Consider the following 14,471-nt stretch of genomic DNA (forward strand, 5'->3'; position numbering starts at 1 on the left):
CGTTCGGAGTCTTGCGGAGAAGGAGTCGACGTGGCAACGCAGTTGAGGTTCGACGGGTTCGGCCGGGACAGACGGAACGTCGGCAGGCCCGCACCGGAGCAACCGGCTGGCATGACCGACCTGGGTGAATCCTGCGAGACAACGACCGATCGGCGGATCGCCGAAGCACGCGCGGGGCCAATGTCGAGTGCCGCCGCTCCGTCGGGCCAGGGGGCCGCCGGCCCGGCCGGGTTCGTCACCGCCGGTCTGCGGTGACAGCGGGTGTGGCCATCGTGACCGGCGATCGGGGAAAGGCGCACGGGCGTCGTGGTCGTGGCCGCGTCAACGGACGGATCGCCCTCGACGTGCTCTTGGCCGTCGCGGGTGTCGGCGTCGCGGTCTGGCGGCTGGCACCGACCTTGGCGAGCGTCGACAATCTCGGCGCTCGGTTCACCTCGCTGCGTTGGTCGTGGGTGGCGGTCGCGATCGTCCTGGCCGTGGCGTCGCTGGTCACGGTGAGCTGCATCGTCGGCTCCTTCGCTGCGCCGGTGTGCATGTGCGTGGAAGCACGGTGCAGACAGTGAACTTCGTCGGCAATGCGATGGCTCAGACGCTGCCCTCGGCGGGAGCGACCGCCGGCGTCGCATACATGGTGCCCGCGCTGCGGGGGCGGGGGGGCGGGGCGTCGACACGGCGGTGTCGTTGTGGTCCACCGCGGTCGCCGCGCTGCTGTCTGCGATGGTGCTCGTCGTGCTCGCCCCTGCCTTGCTGTTCGGCGTGGGCCTTCTCGTCTGGCCGGCTACGCTCGCCGTCTCGGTGTTGCTCGCGGCGATCAGCCTGGTGACCTGGAAGCTGCTACGCCGGCCTGCCGCGCTGCGCTGGATCGCGCACCGACTCGTAGTGCTGGGACGGCACCTGCCTGTGATCCGGAATCAGCACTGGGTCCGGGATGAGCCGAGCCCGCTCGACTCAGTGTTGGGCCGCGTCGCCCGGTTCCGTCCTGCGGGGCGTGCATGGCCCGGTTTGATCGCATGGACGCTGGCCAGTTGGGTGCTGGATTACCTGGCACTCACGGCGTGCGTCGCGGCGAGCGCGGACGCGGTGGTGCCTTGGTCCGCGGTCGGCGTCGGCCACCTTGCCGTTCAGGCGAGCATCGGCGTTCAGCTCACACCGGCGGGCGCCGGCCCCGCGGAGACCGGCTTGCTCGCGGCGTTGGCCGCCGGTGGGATCACGGCTCCCGCCGCCGCGGTCGCGGTTGTCCTCTACCGGAGCATCACCTGGCTGGGGCTGACGGCCGCCGGCTGGGTCGTTTTCGCCATCACCGCGACGAGCCGGGACAAGCGCCGCCGCGACCGTCCATCACGACGTCTCGTCCCGCCGGGGCGTTCCACCGGCCGCCGAGCAGGACGTGATACGTGACGGCCTCGGGTGCCGAAGGGTCGGCTGATGCGCACCAGGCGCGAGTGCAGCCATTCGGTGTCCTCGTCGCCCGGGTGGTTCTGGCCCTGCTCGCCGTGATCGGAGCGCCGGCCCGGAACCGGCGCCCGCCAGTTGTACCTGCCGCGTGAACGGTCAGCGTTCTGAACGGACAACCATCACCGGGCACTGCGCGTGGTGCAGCAAGGCCTGGCTGGTCGACCCGAGCACCAAGCCGGTGAAGCCACCCCGGCCGCGGCTGCCCACCACGACGAGTTGCGCGTCGCTGCTCAACGCGAGTAACCGGTGGCGCGGCTTGTCCTGCTCGACAAGGCGTTCGACGGGGACATCCGGGTACTTCTCCTGCCAGACGGTGAGGCGCTGGGCGAGCAGGCGGTGACCGGTCTCGTGGTGGTTCTCGGCCGGCAACATGACGCTGCCGAAGCGGGTCTGGGAGAGGTCACTGTCATGCCAGGTGTGGAGAGCGACGAGGCGGGTGTTGCGCAGCGAGGCTTCCTCGAAGGCCCAGCCGATCGCCGCGTCGCTGAGCGCGCTGCCGTCGACGCCGACGACCACTGGGCCGTCGATGGTTTCATGGCCGCGCACGACGGCGACCGGACAGTGCGCTTTCGCAGCCAGATCGACGGCAGGAGAACCGCTGAAAAGGCCGAGCAGCGGGCCGGTCGGTTCACCGACGACGAGGATCCGCGCGCGCTCGGACGCGTCGAGCAGGGCGGGCACGGGGCCCCTGTCGGTCGCTTCGGTCGAAATCCGAAGCCCAGGCACGACGGCGTCGAGTGTCTCGCGTGTCCGGTGCAGCCATCCTTCCGCTTCGGCCTGCTTGACTGCCAGCCAGTCCGACGGCGGGTAGGCCTTGCCACCGAATGACGCGTCTTCCAGCCCATACGCGGTGAACACGAGCAGCGGAGCGTGGCGCCGCAGGGCTTCCCCAACCGCCCACACGGCCGCGGCGGTCGTGGTCTCCGAGCCGTCGATGGCGACGACGATGGGCGCGTTTGCGGGTGCGGTCATGGTGTTTCCTCCAAGTCCGGGAGGCGGAGCACGACCATAGATCTGACCTGTCCCCCGCCGATGCAGCCGTTCGTCCCGGGACACCGGGACTATCGTCAGCCCCGCGCGGTTAGCCAGTCGCGGTAGCCGCCCACCGCGGTCGGCAGGGTCGGGAAAATCCGCTCCTCGCCCACCCTCTCGACAAGTCCGGCGGCTTCGAGATCGTCACGCAGGTCCTGTTTGACCCTTGCGAGGGCGAACACGACACCACGGCGGGTGAGCTCCTCGCGCAGCTGGTCGAGTGCATCGGCCGCGGTGACGTCGAGTTCGACGTTCGCCTCGGTGTTCAGGACGAACCACCTCACCGGACCTGATATCTCGCCCGACGCCGCAGCGAGCGCCCGTCGGCGGAAGTCCTCCGCGTTGGCGAAGCACAACGGCGCGTCGTAGCGGTAGACGACGAGACCGGGCTCCATCGCGGCCTCCGGATAGTCGTCGACATCGTGCATCCCGGCCAACCCGGGCACCATGCCGAGAATCCCGTCGTGCGGCCGGGCTATCCGCCGCAGCAGGTCCAGGACGGACAATCCCACCGCGGCCAGCACACCGTAGATCACACCGAGCCCGAGCACCCCCGCCGTGGTCAGCAGGGCCAGCAGCAGCTCACTGCGGCGGAATCGCGCGAACCTGCGCAGCTCCCCGATGTCGACGAGGTAGGTGGCCGCGAAGATCACCAGCGCACCCAACGCCGCCGTCGGAAACTGGGCCAGCAGCGGCCGCGCGAACAGCACGATGAGCACCACCGTGCCCAGGGCGACCAAGGAGTACAGCTGTGTCCTGCTGCCCGCGGCCGAGCCGAGGGCAGTGCGGCTGCCACTGCTGCTGACCGGGAAGCCGTGCAGCAATCCGGAGGACACGTTGACGCCGGCGAGAGCGCGCAGTTCCTGGTTCGCGTCGATCTCTTCGCCTCGGCCGGCCGCGAAGGCGCGCGCGGTGAGCACGTTGTCCGAGAACGCGACGATGGTGATGCCGAGAGCCGGGAGGACCAGCTGCCCGACCTCCGCCAGTGAGAACCCGGACAACGCGGGCGGCAGGCCGGCGGGCAACGCCCCCACCACCTCGATGCCCGGCAACCCCGCAAACGCGACGACCGCCGTGGCTCCGGCGATCGCCACCAACGGCCCCGGCAGCCACGGCGCGACCCGTCGGAGGACGAGCAGCACGAACAACACCGCCGCCGCGAGTCCGACGGTCGGCCAGTGCACCTGCCCGAGCTCGCTGAAGAACGACGAGAGCTCGCCAGCGAAACCATCGCGATCCACGGGAACCCCGGTGACGTTGCTGAGCTGGCCGACAACCATGAGCACCGCGATGCCCACCATGTAGCCGGTGAGAACCGGCTTCGACAGCAGTTCGGCGAGCACCCCGAGCCGCGCGAATGCGGCCACGAGGCACAACCCGCCGACGAGTACCGCGAGCACCGCCGCCAGCGTCGCGTAGTGGCCGGGGTCGCCGGCGGCGAACGGGGCCAGGACGGCCGCCGTCATCAGCGCCGTCGTCGACTCCGGCCCGACGGACAGCAGGCTCGACGAACCCAGCAAGGCGTACACGGCGAGCGGGCCGATCGCCGCCCACAGGCCGGCCACCGGTGGCAGGCCGGCCACCTCGGCGTAGGCCATCACCTGCGGCACGAGGTAAGCCGCCACCGTGACACCCGCGACGACGTCGCCGCGCAGCCAGGTTCGCTGATAGCGGCGCAGCCGCGCGAGGCCCGGCAACACCGCCGAAAGCTTCATCCGACCCAGCGTGCCCGATACGACGCACAGTGGGATGCGGCCGGAAGTCATCGGTGCTCCAGGACTTCCGGCCATGGTGACCAAAGGGCACGTCGACGGTGACCTAACGCCCTGCCGTCCCCGCCCTCGCCGTCGCGAAGCTGGACCGCATGGCCGAGACGAAACCGTGGGCAGCGGTGCGGGAAACGCACAGCGGCGTGGTCTTCCTGGTGGGTGACCGCGCGTACAAGCTCAAGAAGCCCGTCGATCTCGGGTTCCTCGACTTCACTACTCCGGCGGCGCGCGAACGGGTGTGCCGGCGGGAGGTCGAGCTGAACCGGCGGCTCTCGCCCGACGTCTACCTCGGTGTCGCGGAGCTCAGCGGACCGGATGGCCGCGACCACCTCGTCGTGATGCGTCGCATGCCCGACGAGCGCCGGCTCTCCACGCTCGTCCGCCGGGGTGAGCCGCTCGTGCCGGTGGTCCGCGCGCTGGCTCGGGAGCTCGCTGTCTTCCACGCCGCGGCGGAGCGGAGCCTGCTGATCGAGGCGGATGGCACCCGAGACGCCGTCCTGGCGCGCTGGCGGGAGAGTTTCGCCCAGGTGCGGCCGTTCCATGGAGTCGTGCTGAACACCGCCGTCGCCACCGAGGTCGAACTCCTGGTGGAGGAGTTCATGGCCGGGCGAGAACGGCTGTTCGCGCAGCGAATCGCTGAAGGCCGCGTAGTCGACGGGCACGGCGACCTCATCGCCGACGACGTCTTCTGCCTGGACGACGGCCCGCGCGTGCTCGACTGCCTCGAGTTCGACGACCATCTTCGGCACGTGGACGGGCTTGACGACGTCGCGTTCCTCGCGATGGATCTCGACCGACTCGATGCGCCGGAGCTCGCGGCCGAACTGCTGAGGAGGTACGCGGAGTTCTCCGGGGACCCCGCTCCTGCGGCGTTGCGCCACCACTACCTGGCCTACCGCGCATTCGTCCGCGCCAAGGTCGCCTGTCTCCGCCACGCGCAGGGCGACCCGACCGCCGCCGAGCTCGCCCGCGAGTATGCGGAGCAGACACGGCGCCATCTCCAGACGGGCGAAGTGCGGGTCATTCTCGTTGGTGGCCTGCCCGGCGTGGGCAAGTCCACTGTGGCCGGTGGGCTTGCCGATGCGCTCGGGACGAGCCTGCTGCAGAGCGACCGCGTGCGCAAGGAGCTCGTCGGCATCGCCCCAGGCGAGCACGTTCCTTCGGGATACCAGCACGGGATCTACACGCCGGAGTGGACGGACCGGACTTACGACGAACTCGTCCGGCGGTCGGCCGAACTCCTCGGCCTCGGCGAGACCGTGGTCGTCGACGCCTCTTGGACCTCAGCGCACCAGCGAGCGAAGATCGCCGCTGCGGCCGCGAACACGAGTAGCCGTCTGGTCGCATTGAGGTGTACCGCGCCGGATGCGCTCCGCGAACATCGCCTCGCCACCCGCATGGGGTCGTATTCCGACGCAGGCCCGGAAATCGCCGTGGCCATGGCGACCGATTCCGACGCGTGGCCCGGCTCCCTGGCCGTCGACACGGCCGGCAGCCCGGAGGAATCCGTCTCCCTCGCGCTCGCCTTGATAGCCGAGGACTGCGAAAGTCCCTCGGCCCGGGGAACACCGACTCTCCACCGCGCAGCGGGCGGCTGACACGGTCGAGCTGACGACCTCACGACACGAGCAGGCAGGCGGCCATGGAACACGGACTCCCCGATGACTTCACCGTCCACACCGCAGTGGCCATGGCGATCCGCGCGCCCTCGGTCCACAACTCCCAGCCGTGGCGCTGGGCCGTCGGCTACCGCACGCTCCACCTCTACGCCGACCCGTCCCGGCAACTGCCCGAGACCGACCCGGATGGGCGTGATCTCCTCATCGGTTGCGGCGCAGCGTTGCACCACGCGCGCATCGCTTTCGCAGCACTCGGCTGGCACACCGACGTGCACCGCCTGCCCGACCCCTCGCAGCCCGACCACCTCGCCGCGATCGAGTTCCACCGGCGCGAACCCACAGCCGACGAAGTCGCACTCGCCGCGGCCATCCCGCGCCGCCGGACCGACCGCCGCCACCGCAGCTCGTGGGAGGTCCCCCGTGGTTACCTCGAATCGATCGCCGAAGCGGTGGCCGACGAGGGCGTGGTTCTGCGCCTGGCCGAAGCCGCGGAGCGGTACTACCTCGCCACCGCCATCGAGGAAGCATCCCGGCGGCACCGCGACGACCCCGCCTACCGCGTCGAACTGGCTGCCTGGAGCGGCCGCCGCGCAGCCCCGGACGGCGTCCCCTCGCGGAACGCACCGGCTGTGGACGCGAGCCCCGGAACACTCCCGGCCCGGCCGTTCTCCGACCCCGAGTTGCCTGAGGCGTCCGGCGCAACCAGCGACGAGGACGAGACCGTGCTGCTGGTGCTGAGCACCGCGTCCGACGACCGGATGTCGCGGCTGCGGGCCGGCGAAGCCACCAGCGCGGCGCTGCTGACGGCGACCCGCTTCGGCCTCGCCACCTGCCCGTTGACCGAACCCCTCGAGCTGCCGGACGTCCGGCGCACGGTGGAAGCGAAGGTCGCGTCGGGCACCTTCCCACAGATGGTCCTGCGCATCGGCTGGGCCCCCGCCAACGCGGACCCACTGCCGGCGACACCGCGTCGCGACCTCGAAGAGGTGCTGGCGGCACTCGACACTGCCGACCTGCGGGACGAAACCAAGGACCAGTGGCACTGACCGGAACAAGGTGAACACCATGCCCTACTGGCACTATGGGACAGCCGGAGGCTGGGTCGGCCCCTTGGTCGCGGTCCTCGTGCTCCTCGCCGTGCTGACCGCCGCCGGGGTTGTCACAGCCGTCCTGCTCCGGAGGACGCCGAAGCCGACATCGGACAGCGACCGCGCCCTGGGCATCCTGCGCGAGCGTTTCGCCCGCGGGGAGATCGACCAGGACGAATACGAACGCCGGCGCGAGACGCTCGGGCGCTGACCCGGGAACGAGGACGGGCACCAAGCGCCGCACGATCGCTGCGGCCGTCCACCCGTTCGTGCTCGGCACCTGCGGACCCGTCGCCACCCCATCGTTCCGGGTCCGCCTTCCGCACGAGCCCGGTGCCACAACGGGTCCACCAGCCACCGCTTCAGGTGACAAGGATTCGAGCAGACCGACGAGGAGGTGCCGGTCGAGGTCGACCGCGCCCGGGACGAAGGTCCTCGCAGGCACCCGCCAACGTCCCTCGTCCGGCTGCCCGTCGGCGGCGCACGGTAAACGGACACGCCATCGCAGTGAAGGAGTCCCCATGACCGTGCGAGTCGGCATCAACGGGTTCGGCCGGATCGGGCGCGACGTTGTGCGTCGCCTCCTCGAACAGCCGGACAGCGCGGTAGAGGTGGTGGCGGTCAACGACATCACCACCGCGGACACCCTCGCGCACCTGCTCGCCCACGATTCCACCTATGGTCCGCTGCACGCTCCGGTGCAGGTGATCGATTCGGCGATCGAAGCAGGCGACCAGGTACTGCAAGTGACCTCCGAACCCGAACCGGCGAACCTGCCGTGGAGAGAGTTCGGCGTGGACGTCGTCCTCGAAGCAACCGGCCGTTTCCGCACCCGCGAAGCGGCCGCCGGACACCTCACCGCGGGCGCTCGGAAGGTGATCGTCTCCGCGCCGGGCAAGGGCGTCGACGCGACAATCGTGCTCGGCGTCAACGAAGGCACCTACGAGCCGAACGCGCACCACGTGATCTCCAACGCCTCGTGCACGACCAATTGCCTCGCGCCCATGATCCGGGTGCTGCACGAAGCATTCGGTGTCCGGCGCGGGTTCTTGACGACGATCCACAGCTACACCGGCGACCAGGCGCTGCTCGACCGCCCGCACAAGGACCTGCGGCGGGCGCGATCGGCCGCCGTCAACCTGATCCCGACGAGCACCGGTGCCGCCCGGGCGATCGGCGACGTCATCCCCGCGCTCGCCGGGCGCCTCGACGGTGTGGCCATCCGCGTACCCGTCGAGGACGGGTCCCTGACCGACCTCACCGTCGAGCTCGACCAGGACGTCACGCCCGACGCGGTCAACCACGCTTACAGGCAGGCCGCGGAGGGGCATCTCAAGGGCATCGTCCGCTACACCGAAGCACCGCTGGTCTCCCGCGACATCATCGGCGACGCGGCCTCGTGCGTCTTCGACGCGAGCCTCACCAAGACCGACGGCCACACCGCGAAGGTGTTCGGCTGGTACGACAACGAATGGGGCTACGCGTGCCGGACCGTGGAACTCGTCGAGCTGGTGGGCCGTGAACTCGCCCGGCGCTGACCGCGCCACCCGCCGCAGGTGGGCCGACCTGTCCCCCGCCGAGCGGCGGGTCGTGGCCGGCGCCGCCGCGGTCCAGGTGTCTCTGGCCGCGACGGCCTGGTGGGACCTCACTCACCGGCCGGCGGAGCAGGTCCGCGGCCCTAAAGCCGTGTGGGCGGCGGTGATCGCCGTCAACTTCGCCGGGCCGCTCGCGTACTTCCGGTGGGGCCGGTTGCGGCCCGGCTGCCAAGGGCCCGTGGAGCGAGGACCTTCGGCTCCTGAGTGATCCACCGCCGCGTCCCGGCACTCGGGGCCGACCACGAACGGAGGGATCATGTCTTTCAATCCCGAGCACGAAAAGCTTCCCGACACACAGGTTCCCGCACGGCGCGAGCTTGAGCGGCCCGCGCCGCGCCACGCGCGCCGGGCCGTCGGCGGCCGCGCTCTCGCCTTGCTGCGGATCGCCATGGGACTGGTGTTCCTGTGGGCATTCGCCGACAACCTGCTCGGCCTGGGCTACGCCACGACCGCCGCGGACGCCTGGACCCGCGGAGGCTCGCCCACTCAGGACTTCTTGAGCAACGTCGAACTGGGGCCGCTCGCCTCGACGTTCCACGCCTGGGCCGGCACTTGGTGGGCCGACTGGCTGTTCATGGCCGGACTGCTCGGCATCGGCCTCGCCCTCGTGACCGGTGTGGCCCTGCGGATCACTGCGATCTCCGGCACGGTCATGCTGCTGCTCATGTGGGCCAGCGAATGGCCACCCGCACGGTTCACCAGCGCCGGCGAGGCGACACACTCGACCCACCCGCTCATCGATTACCACGTCATCTACGCGCTCGTCCTCGTCGTGCTCGCCGCCACACTCGCCGGCGACACCTGGGGCTTGGCCCGCCGCTGGGCCGCGTTCACCGGCGGCCGGGCATGGCTGCGCTGAACGTCCACAAGCGACCGAGCAGGAGGAAATCGTGAAAGCACTCGTCTACGACGGTCCGGGCCGCCGATCCTGGACCGACCACCCCGATCCGGAGATCACCGACCCCACCGACGCCGTGGTGCGGATCGACGCGGTCACGATCTGCGGCACCGACCTGCACATCCTCAACGGCGACGTGCCGGAGGTGGAGCGCGGGCGCATCCTCGGCCACGAGGCCGTGGGCACCGTCCTGCGCACCGGTGGCTCCGTCAGCACGGTGCGGCCCGGCGACCGCGTGCTCGTTTCGTGCATCAGCGCCTGCGGCCGCTGCGAATACTGCCGGCGCGGCACCTACGGCCAGTGCCTCGGCGGGGGCGGCTGGATCCTCGGGCACCTCGTCGACGGCCTCCAGGCGGAACTCGCGCGAATCCCGTTCGCCGACACGTCCACCTACCGGCTACCGCCGTCGGTCAGCGACGAGTCCGCGCTGATGCTCGCTGACATCCTGCCCACGTCCTACGAGGTGGGTGTCCGCAATGGGCAGATGAGCCCCGGCGACGTCGTGGTCATCGTCGGAGCCGGGCCCATCGGGCTGGCCGCCATCACCACTGCGCGGCTCTACAGCCCTTCCGCGACCGTCGTGGTAGACAAGGAACCCACCCGGCTCGGCGCCGCGAAGGATTTCGGCGCCGACCTGGCGGTGGGGCCCGAGGAGGCCGCCGAGGCGGTGCAGGAGGCGAGCCGCGGGCGCGGCGCCGACGTGGTCGTCGAAGCGGTCGGTGTCCCGGAGGCGTTCGAACTGTGCACCGAACTCGTCCGTCCGGGCGGGCACGTGGCGAACATCGGCGTGCACGGCAAACCCGCCACGCTCCACCTCGAACAGCTGTGGATTCGCGACGTCACCATCACCACCGGGCTCGTCGACACCTGGAGCACCCCGATGCTGCTGCGCATGCTGGCCGCCGGCAGGCTGGACACCAGCCGGTTCGTCACCCACCGGTTCGGCCTGCCGGAGATGGACGAAGCCTACGACGTGTTCGCGCACCCTCAAGACAGCGAGGCGTTGAAGGTGGCGCTGTTCCGCCAGTGACCCGTGCTGCAGAGCGAATCGGCCACCATCCGGAAAGGACGGTGGCCGATTCGCTGTCACACAGTCAGGGCCGGTGCAGCGACCGCCGGCCGAACCGACCACCGGAGGCCGGCTCTTCCGGGCGGATGCCGCGGTCGTCGAAGTGGGCCTTCAGCTGCGCGCGCACCTCGACGACCCCGTCGACGCGGCGGACCAGCGATTCGATGAGCCCGATCATGCCGTAGCGCTCGACCGTGCCGCGGATCGAGACGATCCCGTCGTGCACCGCGATGCTCAGAGACCGCGGGTCGACGCACATCTCCTTCGTGAGCACTTCGTCGCGAACCTCGTCACGGATATCCTTGTCCGGCCGAAGGAAGACCCGCACCAGATCGGCTCGTGACACGATCCCGACGAGCGCACCGCCGGCGTCCACCACCGGGATCCGGTGAACACCGCAGGATTCCATCAGTCGGGCCGCCCGTACCACGTCTTCGTCCGGACCGATCGTGATGGCCGGGCTGGTCATCAGGTCGGCGGCGAACACCCCTTCGGCCTTGCGCCGGGCTCGCCGTGCCCGCGGGCCGAAGCCCCGGTGCTCGACTTCGCGCTCGAGCAGGTCACCGCGGGAGACGACACCAGCCACGTGACCGCGCTCGTCCACGACGGGAGCACCTCCGACTCCACGTTCCTCGAGCAGCGCTGTCACCGCTTTGAAGGGCGTGCCGAGCGGAACGCTCACCACGTCCGTCGTCATCACAGCGCCCACTTCGTGCTGTCCGGTCATCGTCCGCTCCTCACAACAGCGGGCCGGGCTGGTACGTCCCGACCGCGTCCGCCTCCGGTACCAGGCCGCGCTCCTCCGCCGTGCGGACCGGCACGACTACGACTGGACAGCGCGACTCCTTCAGGCAATACGCGGAAACGGAGCCGACGAGCAGCCGCAGCAACCGGCCGTGGCCGTGGCTGCCGACGACGAGCATCGCGGCGTTCTGCGACGTCCGCACGAGGGCCGGACCGGGTGCGCCGTCGACGGTTTCGGCGCGCACGGGCACGGGCTCGACTCCGGCGAGCGCGTCGGCAACGGCCTGCTCCAGCTGCCCGCGGTATCGAGCTTCGATGTCCTGCGGTGACTGCGTCGCCGCGGACTCCAGGTCGGAGGTCGGGTCAAAGGTCCAGGCTCTCAGCGCGACGACCCGGCGGCCGCTGGTGTGTGCTTCGGACAGCGCCCAGCGCAGAGCGGCCGCACTGCCCGCAGAGCCGTCGACGCCGACGACGATGTCACTCTGGTCCACTGTGGTCACGGTGTTCTCCTTCACTGACTCAAGATTCCGGACTGGTCACCGTGCGGCGTCCAGCAGGACGCGACGCTCGGCGGCGGCGATCGCGTGCCGGGCGACATCGATTGCGTCGGGGTTCACCGAGATCGACGTGATGCCGGCCCGTACCAGGTGCTCGGTGAAAGCCGGGTTGGTCGAGGGCGCCTGCCCGCACAGAGACGAGGTGATGCCACACGTGTTCGCGGTGCGGACGATGTCCGCGATCGCACCCAGCACCGCGGGATCGCCTTCGTCGAACAGCTCCGCGCACTCCGCCGAATCGCGGTCCACGCCCAGTACCAGCTGGGTCAGGTCGTTGCTGCCGATCGACACACCGTCGATGCCGAGACCGACGTATTCGGGCAGCCAGTGAACCACCGAGGGAACCTCGGCCATGATCCACCGCAGGAGCCCGCGCTGCCGGCCCAGGGGGCTGGCGTCCACCAGTTCTAGGCACGCCTCCAGCTCCCACTTCGTGCGCACGAACGGGATCATCAGGTGCAGGTTCGGTGTGCGCTCCCGCACCCGTGCGAGCGTCTGCAGCTCGAGCGCGAACAGGTCGGGCTCGCGAACGTAGCGGTAGCAGCCGCGGTAGCCGATCATCGGGTTGCGCTCTTCGGTCTCGAACGCCTCCCCGCCGGCCAGGCCCCGGAACTCGTTCGTGCGCAGGTCGGTGGTGCGATAGACCACCGGGCGCGGGGCGAACGCCGTCGTGATCGCGGCAAGGGAATCCGCCATCGCGGTCACGAAGGACTCCTGCTCGCCCCGGGCGAGCAGGTCACGAGGATGACGGCCCCCGAGGGCCTCGGTGAGGAGGAACTCCGCCCGGAGCAGCCCGACTCCGTCCACGGCCTGCGCCGCGACTTCCGCGGCGTGCTCGGGCATCGCGAGGTTCACGTAGAGCCGGGTCCCGATCGTCTCGGGAGCTGCGGGAGCTGCCGTCGGCGTCGCGTGTGCCGGCTCGTGCACCACCGCACCGGCCCGCACCTCGCCCTGGCTCCCGTCGACCGTCACCAGCGTCCGGTCCGCCAGCACCCGGGTCGCATCGCCGGTCCCGACCACGCACGGCACACCCAGCTCCCGAGCGACCACGGCCGCGTGGCACGTCATCCCGCCACCGTCGGTCACCAGGGCAGCCGCGCGGCGGATCGCCGGTACCCAGTCCGGATTCGTCATCGGCGCGACCAGCACCTCGCCATCCCGCAATTGCACGGCTTCCGCCGGATCACGCAGTACACGGACCGCCCCGCTCGACTCACCGGGTGAGGCAGCCAGTCCCGTGACCAACGCGCCCGGCTCGGGTTCGCGGTCGGGCGGCAGCGCGGTGATCGGCCGCGACTGCACGAGCCACGTCCGGTGGTCCTCGATCGCGAATTCCACGTCCTGCGGCACGCCGTAGTGGTCCTCGACCCGCGAAGCCAGGCGGGCGAGCTCGAGCACGGTTGCATCGTCGAGCACCCGGCGACCGCCGGCCTGCGCGCTCAGGGGGATCGTTACGTCGCCGCCGCCGACCTCCGGGATGATCTTGAGCGACTGTGTGCCGATGCGAGCGCTGAGCACCCGCAGGTCCTGCTTGGCGACCACGTAGGTGTCGGGCTCGACGGCCCCGCTGACGATCGCCTCGCCCTGGCCGAAGACGGCCTCGATCACGACCTGGTCCCGCTCCGCGGTCCGCGGATCCGCTGTGAAGATCACGCCCGCGCGGTCGGCCGGGATCATCTGTTGCACGACCACCGCGATCGCGGGTTCAGCCGCGTATCCGCGGCTCGCGCGGTAACTCACGACCCGCGGTGAGAACAGCGACGCCCAGCAGTCGACGACGCGCTGGGCCAGGGTGCTCTCGTCGACCACGTTGGTGAAGCTGGCGTTCATCCCGGCGAACGACGCCTCGGCGCCGTCCTCGCCGGTCGCTGAGGACCGCACGGCGACGGTGACGGAGTCACCTAGTTCCCGGTAGGCGGTGGATACTGCTTCGGCCAGCTCCGTGGTCAGACCTGCCGAGCGAACCAAGACTCGCAGCCGTTCGCAGGTTTCGGCCAGCGCCGCGGCATCGTCGACGTTGGTCAGCGCCTTGGCGTGCACGTCCGCGATTTCGGCCCGGACGCCGGCCGTCTCCAGCGCCGCTCGGTAGCCGTCGCGGGTGATCACGAAGCCCGGCGGCACCGGGAAGCCGGCCGCGATCAGTTCACCGAGGTTCGCACCCTTGCCGCCGGCAACCTCGGCGTCGGTGAGCCGGAGGTCGGCCAGGTTCCGTACGTGGGTCATGAGAGTCCTCCCGGACCGCGGGCGAGACAGCCGCCCTGACATTCCCCATGCTCGCCTCAACGCGGGCTGCGATACCGGAGCACAAAGTCACCCGGCGTGGGGCAGACGTCCCAGTCGACGGTGCGTCGCCCTGCGGAAGATTTCATCGGCGCCCCACACGAGCACCGGCATCGGGAGCAGCATCGCGCACACCCACGCCGGACGCGGCGCCAAGTCGAACACGCTTTGGAGCCCCGGGGTGTAGATCAGCAAGCAGCGATCAGCACCTCGAACACGATGTCGCCGAGCAGCAGACGGATGCCGCAGGCGCCGCACTCCTCGACTGCGCTTCGCGGCGGACTCGGCCGGCGCGACGCTCAGCTCCGTGATCCAGGCCACGTCGAGGTCGGTCATCCCCATGCCGCTTCGATTCTCGGACTCCG

General features: G+C 70.4%; 16 protein-coding genes. 10 read left to right on the top strand and 6 right to left on the bottom strand.

Annotated features, from left to right (window positions below; translation table 11 throughout):
* Positions 1–30: 30 nt before the first annotated feature.
* The 3 genes from K1T34_RS48490 (at position 31) to K1T34_RS48500 (ending at position 1,398) form a co-directional block, all read left to right on the top strand.
* Positions 31–255, top strand: a complete 225-nt coding sequence (locus K1T34_RS48490; RefSeq protein WP_220241524.1) for a hypothetical protein — start codon at positions 31–33, stop codon at positions 253–255.
* Between the two features lie 8 nt (positions 256–263).
* Positions 264–563, top strand: coding sequence for a hypothetical protein (locus K1T34_RS48495; protein ID WP_220241525.1), 300 nt, complete (start codon positions 264–266; stop codon positions 561–563).
* 61 nt (positions 564–624) lie between these two features.
* Positions 625–1,398: a lysylphosphatidylglycerol synthase domain-containing protein gene (locus K1T34_RS48500; protein ID WP_255638857.1), complete on the top strand. Its 774-nt coding sequence runs from the start codon at positions 625–627 to the stop codon at positions 1,396–1,398.
* Between the two features lie 153 nt (positions 1,399–1,551).
* Here K1T34_RS48500 and K1T34_RS48505 read toward each other — a convergent pair whose 3' ends face one another.
* Together K1T34_RS48505 and K1T34_RS48510 are read right to left on the bottom strand one after the other, a co-directional pair.
* Positions 1,552–2,511, bottom strand: coding sequence for a universal stress protein (locus tag K1T34_RS48505; RefSeq protein WP_255638107.1), 960 nt, complete (start codon positions 2,509–2,511; stop codon positions 1,552–1,554).
* A gap of 11 nt (positions 2,512–2,522) precedes the next feature.
* Complete coding sequence (locus tag K1T34_RS48510; RefSeq protein ID WP_220241527.1) at positions 2,523–4,202, bottom strand: SulP family inorganic anion transporter; 1,680 nt, start codon at positions 4,200–4,202, stop codon at positions 2,523–2,525.
* Positions 4,203–4,351: 149 nt separating this feature from the next.
* On the opposite strand from K1T34_RS48510, the gene K1T34_RS48515 reads away from it, so the two are divergent.
* The 7 genes from K1T34_RS48515 (at position 4,352) to K1T34_RS48545 (ending at position 10,486) form a co-directional block, all read left to right on the top strand.
* Positions 4,352–5,854 carry an AAA family ATPase gene (locus K1T34_RS48515; RefSeq protein WP_220241528.1) on the top strand — a complete coding sequence of 501 codons (1,503 nt, stop codon included), beginning with the start codon at positions 4,352–4,354 and terminating at the stop codon, positions 5,852–5,854.
* Positions 5,855–5,898: 44 nt separating this feature from the next.
* Complete coding sequence (locus K1T34_RS48520) at positions 5,899–6,921, top strand: NAD(P)H nitroreductase (protein ID WP_220241529.1); 1,023 nt, start codon at positions 5,899–5,901, stop codon at positions 6,919–6,921.
* A 19-nt stretch (positions 6,922–6,940) separates the two neighbouring features.
* Positions 6,941–7,174: an SHOCT domain-containing protein gene (locus tag K1T34_RS48525; RefSeq protein WP_220241530.1), complete on the top strand. Its 234-nt coding sequence runs from the start codon at positions 6,941–6,943 to the stop codon at positions 7,172–7,174.
* Positions 7,175–7,484: 310 nt separating this feature from the next.
* Complete coding sequence (gene gap, locus K1T34_RS48530) at positions 7,485–8,501, top strand: type I glyceraldehyde-3-phosphate dehydrogenase (protein ID WP_220241531.1); 1,017 nt, start codon at positions 7,485–7,487, stop codon at positions 8,499–8,501.
* Positions 8,482–8,766 (top strand): PLD nuclease N-terminal domain-containing protein, encoded by a 285-nt coding sequence (locus K1T34_RS48535; protein WP_220241532.1) that lies wholly within the window; start codon positions 8,482–8,484, stop codon positions 8,764–8,766. Before gap ends, K1T34_RS48535 begins: the two co-directional genes overlap by 20 nt.
* A gap of 48 nt (positions 8,767–8,814) precedes the next feature.
* The gene (locus K1T34_RS48540) at positions 8,815–9,417 is read left to right on the top strand and encodes a hypothetical protein (RefSeq protein WP_220241533.1); all 603 of its coding nucleotides are present in this window, start codon (positions 8,815–8,817) and stop codon (positions 9,415–9,417) included.
* 31 nt (positions 9,418–9,448) lie between these two features.
* Complete coding sequence (locus tag K1T34_RS48545) at positions 9,449–10,486, top strand: alcohol dehydrogenase catalytic domain-containing protein (protein WP_220241534.1); 1,038 nt, start codon at positions 9,449–9,451, stop codon at positions 10,484–10,486.
* A 64-nt stretch (positions 10,487–10,550) separates the two neighbouring features.
* Here the strand turns inward: K1T34_RS48545 and K1T34_RS48550 are convergent, their stop codons facing one another.
* The 4 genes from K1T34_RS48550 to K1T34_RS48565 all read right to left on the bottom strand — a co-directional run bounded on the left by K1T34_RS48550 (position 10,551) and on the right by K1T34_RS48565 (position 14,442).
* On the bottom strand, positions 10,551–11,252 hold the full coding sequence (locus K1T34_RS48550; protein ID WP_220241535.1) for a CBS domain-containing protein: 702 nt from the start codon (positions 11,250–11,252) through the stop codon (positions 10,551–10,553).
* Between the two features lie 10 nt (positions 11,253–11,262).
* Positions 11,263–11,769: a universal stress protein gene (locus K1T34_RS48555; RefSeq protein ID WP_220241536.1), complete on the bottom strand. Its 507-nt coding sequence runs from the start codon at positions 11,767–11,769 to the stop codon at positions 11,263–11,265.
* Positions 11,770–11,805: 36 nt separating this feature from the next.
* A complete protein-coding gene (ppsA, locus tag K1T34_RS48560; protein WP_220241537.1) occupies positions 11,806–14,049 on the bottom strand; it encodes a phosphoenolpyruvate synthase in 2,244 nt (747 codons plus the stop codon).
* An 87-nt stretch (positions 14,050–14,136) separates the two neighbouring features.
* On the bottom strand, positions 14,137–14,442 hold the full coding sequence (locus K1T34_RS48565) for a hypothetical protein (RefSeq protein ID WP_220241538.1): 306 nt from the start codon (positions 14,440–14,442) through the stop codon (positions 14,137–14,139).
* Positions 14,443–14,471 lie beyond the last annotated feature (29 nt).

Origin of the sequence: Amycolatopsis sp. DSM 110486, assembly GCF_019468465.1 — a bacterium.
Classification (GTDB): Bacteria; Actinomycetota; Actinomycetes; order Mycobacteriales; family Pseudonocardiaceae; genus Amycolatopsis.

What these genes read in the sequence shown, in the direction of transcription:
- K1T34_RS48550 (WP_220241535.1), bottom strand. Translation starts at nt 11,252, where the DNA reads ATGACCGGACAGCACGAAGTGGGCGCTGTGATGACGACGGACGTGGTG.
- ppsA (WP_220241537.1), bottom strand. Translation starts at nt 14,049, where the DNA reads ATGACCCACGTACGGAACCTGGCCGACCTCCGGCTCACCGACGCCGAG.
- K1T34_RS48540 (WP_220241533.1), top strand. Translation starts at nt 8,815, where the DNA reads ATGTCTTTCAATCCCGAGCACGAAAAGCTTCCCGACACACAGGTTCCC.
- K1T34_RS48510 (WP_220241527.1), bottom strand. Translation starts at nt 4,202, where the DNA reads ATGAAGCTTTCGGCGGTGTTGCCGGGCCTCGCGCGGCTGCGCCGCTAT.
- K1T34_RS48525 (WP_220241530.1), top strand. Translation starts at nt 6,941, where the DNA reads ATGCCCTACTGGCACTATGGGACAGCCGGAGGCTGGGTCGGCCCCTTG.
- K1T34_RS48520 (WP_220241529.1), top strand. Translation starts at nt 5,899, where the DNA reads ATGGAACACGGACTCCCCGATGACTTCACCGTCCACACCGCAGTGGCC.
- K1T34_RS48515 (WP_220241528.1), top strand. Translation starts at nt 4,352, where the DNA reads ATGGCCGAGACGAAACCGTGGGCAGCGGTGCGGGAAACGCACAGCGGC.
- K1T34_RS48565 (WP_220241538.1), bottom strand. Translation starts at nt 14,442, where the DNA reads ATGACCGACCTCGACGTGGCCTGGATCACGGAGCTGAGCGTCGCGCCG.
- gap (WP_220241531.1), top strand. Translation starts at nt 7,485, where the DNA reads ATGACCGTGCGAGTCGGCATCAACGGGTTCGGCCGGATCGGGCGCGAC.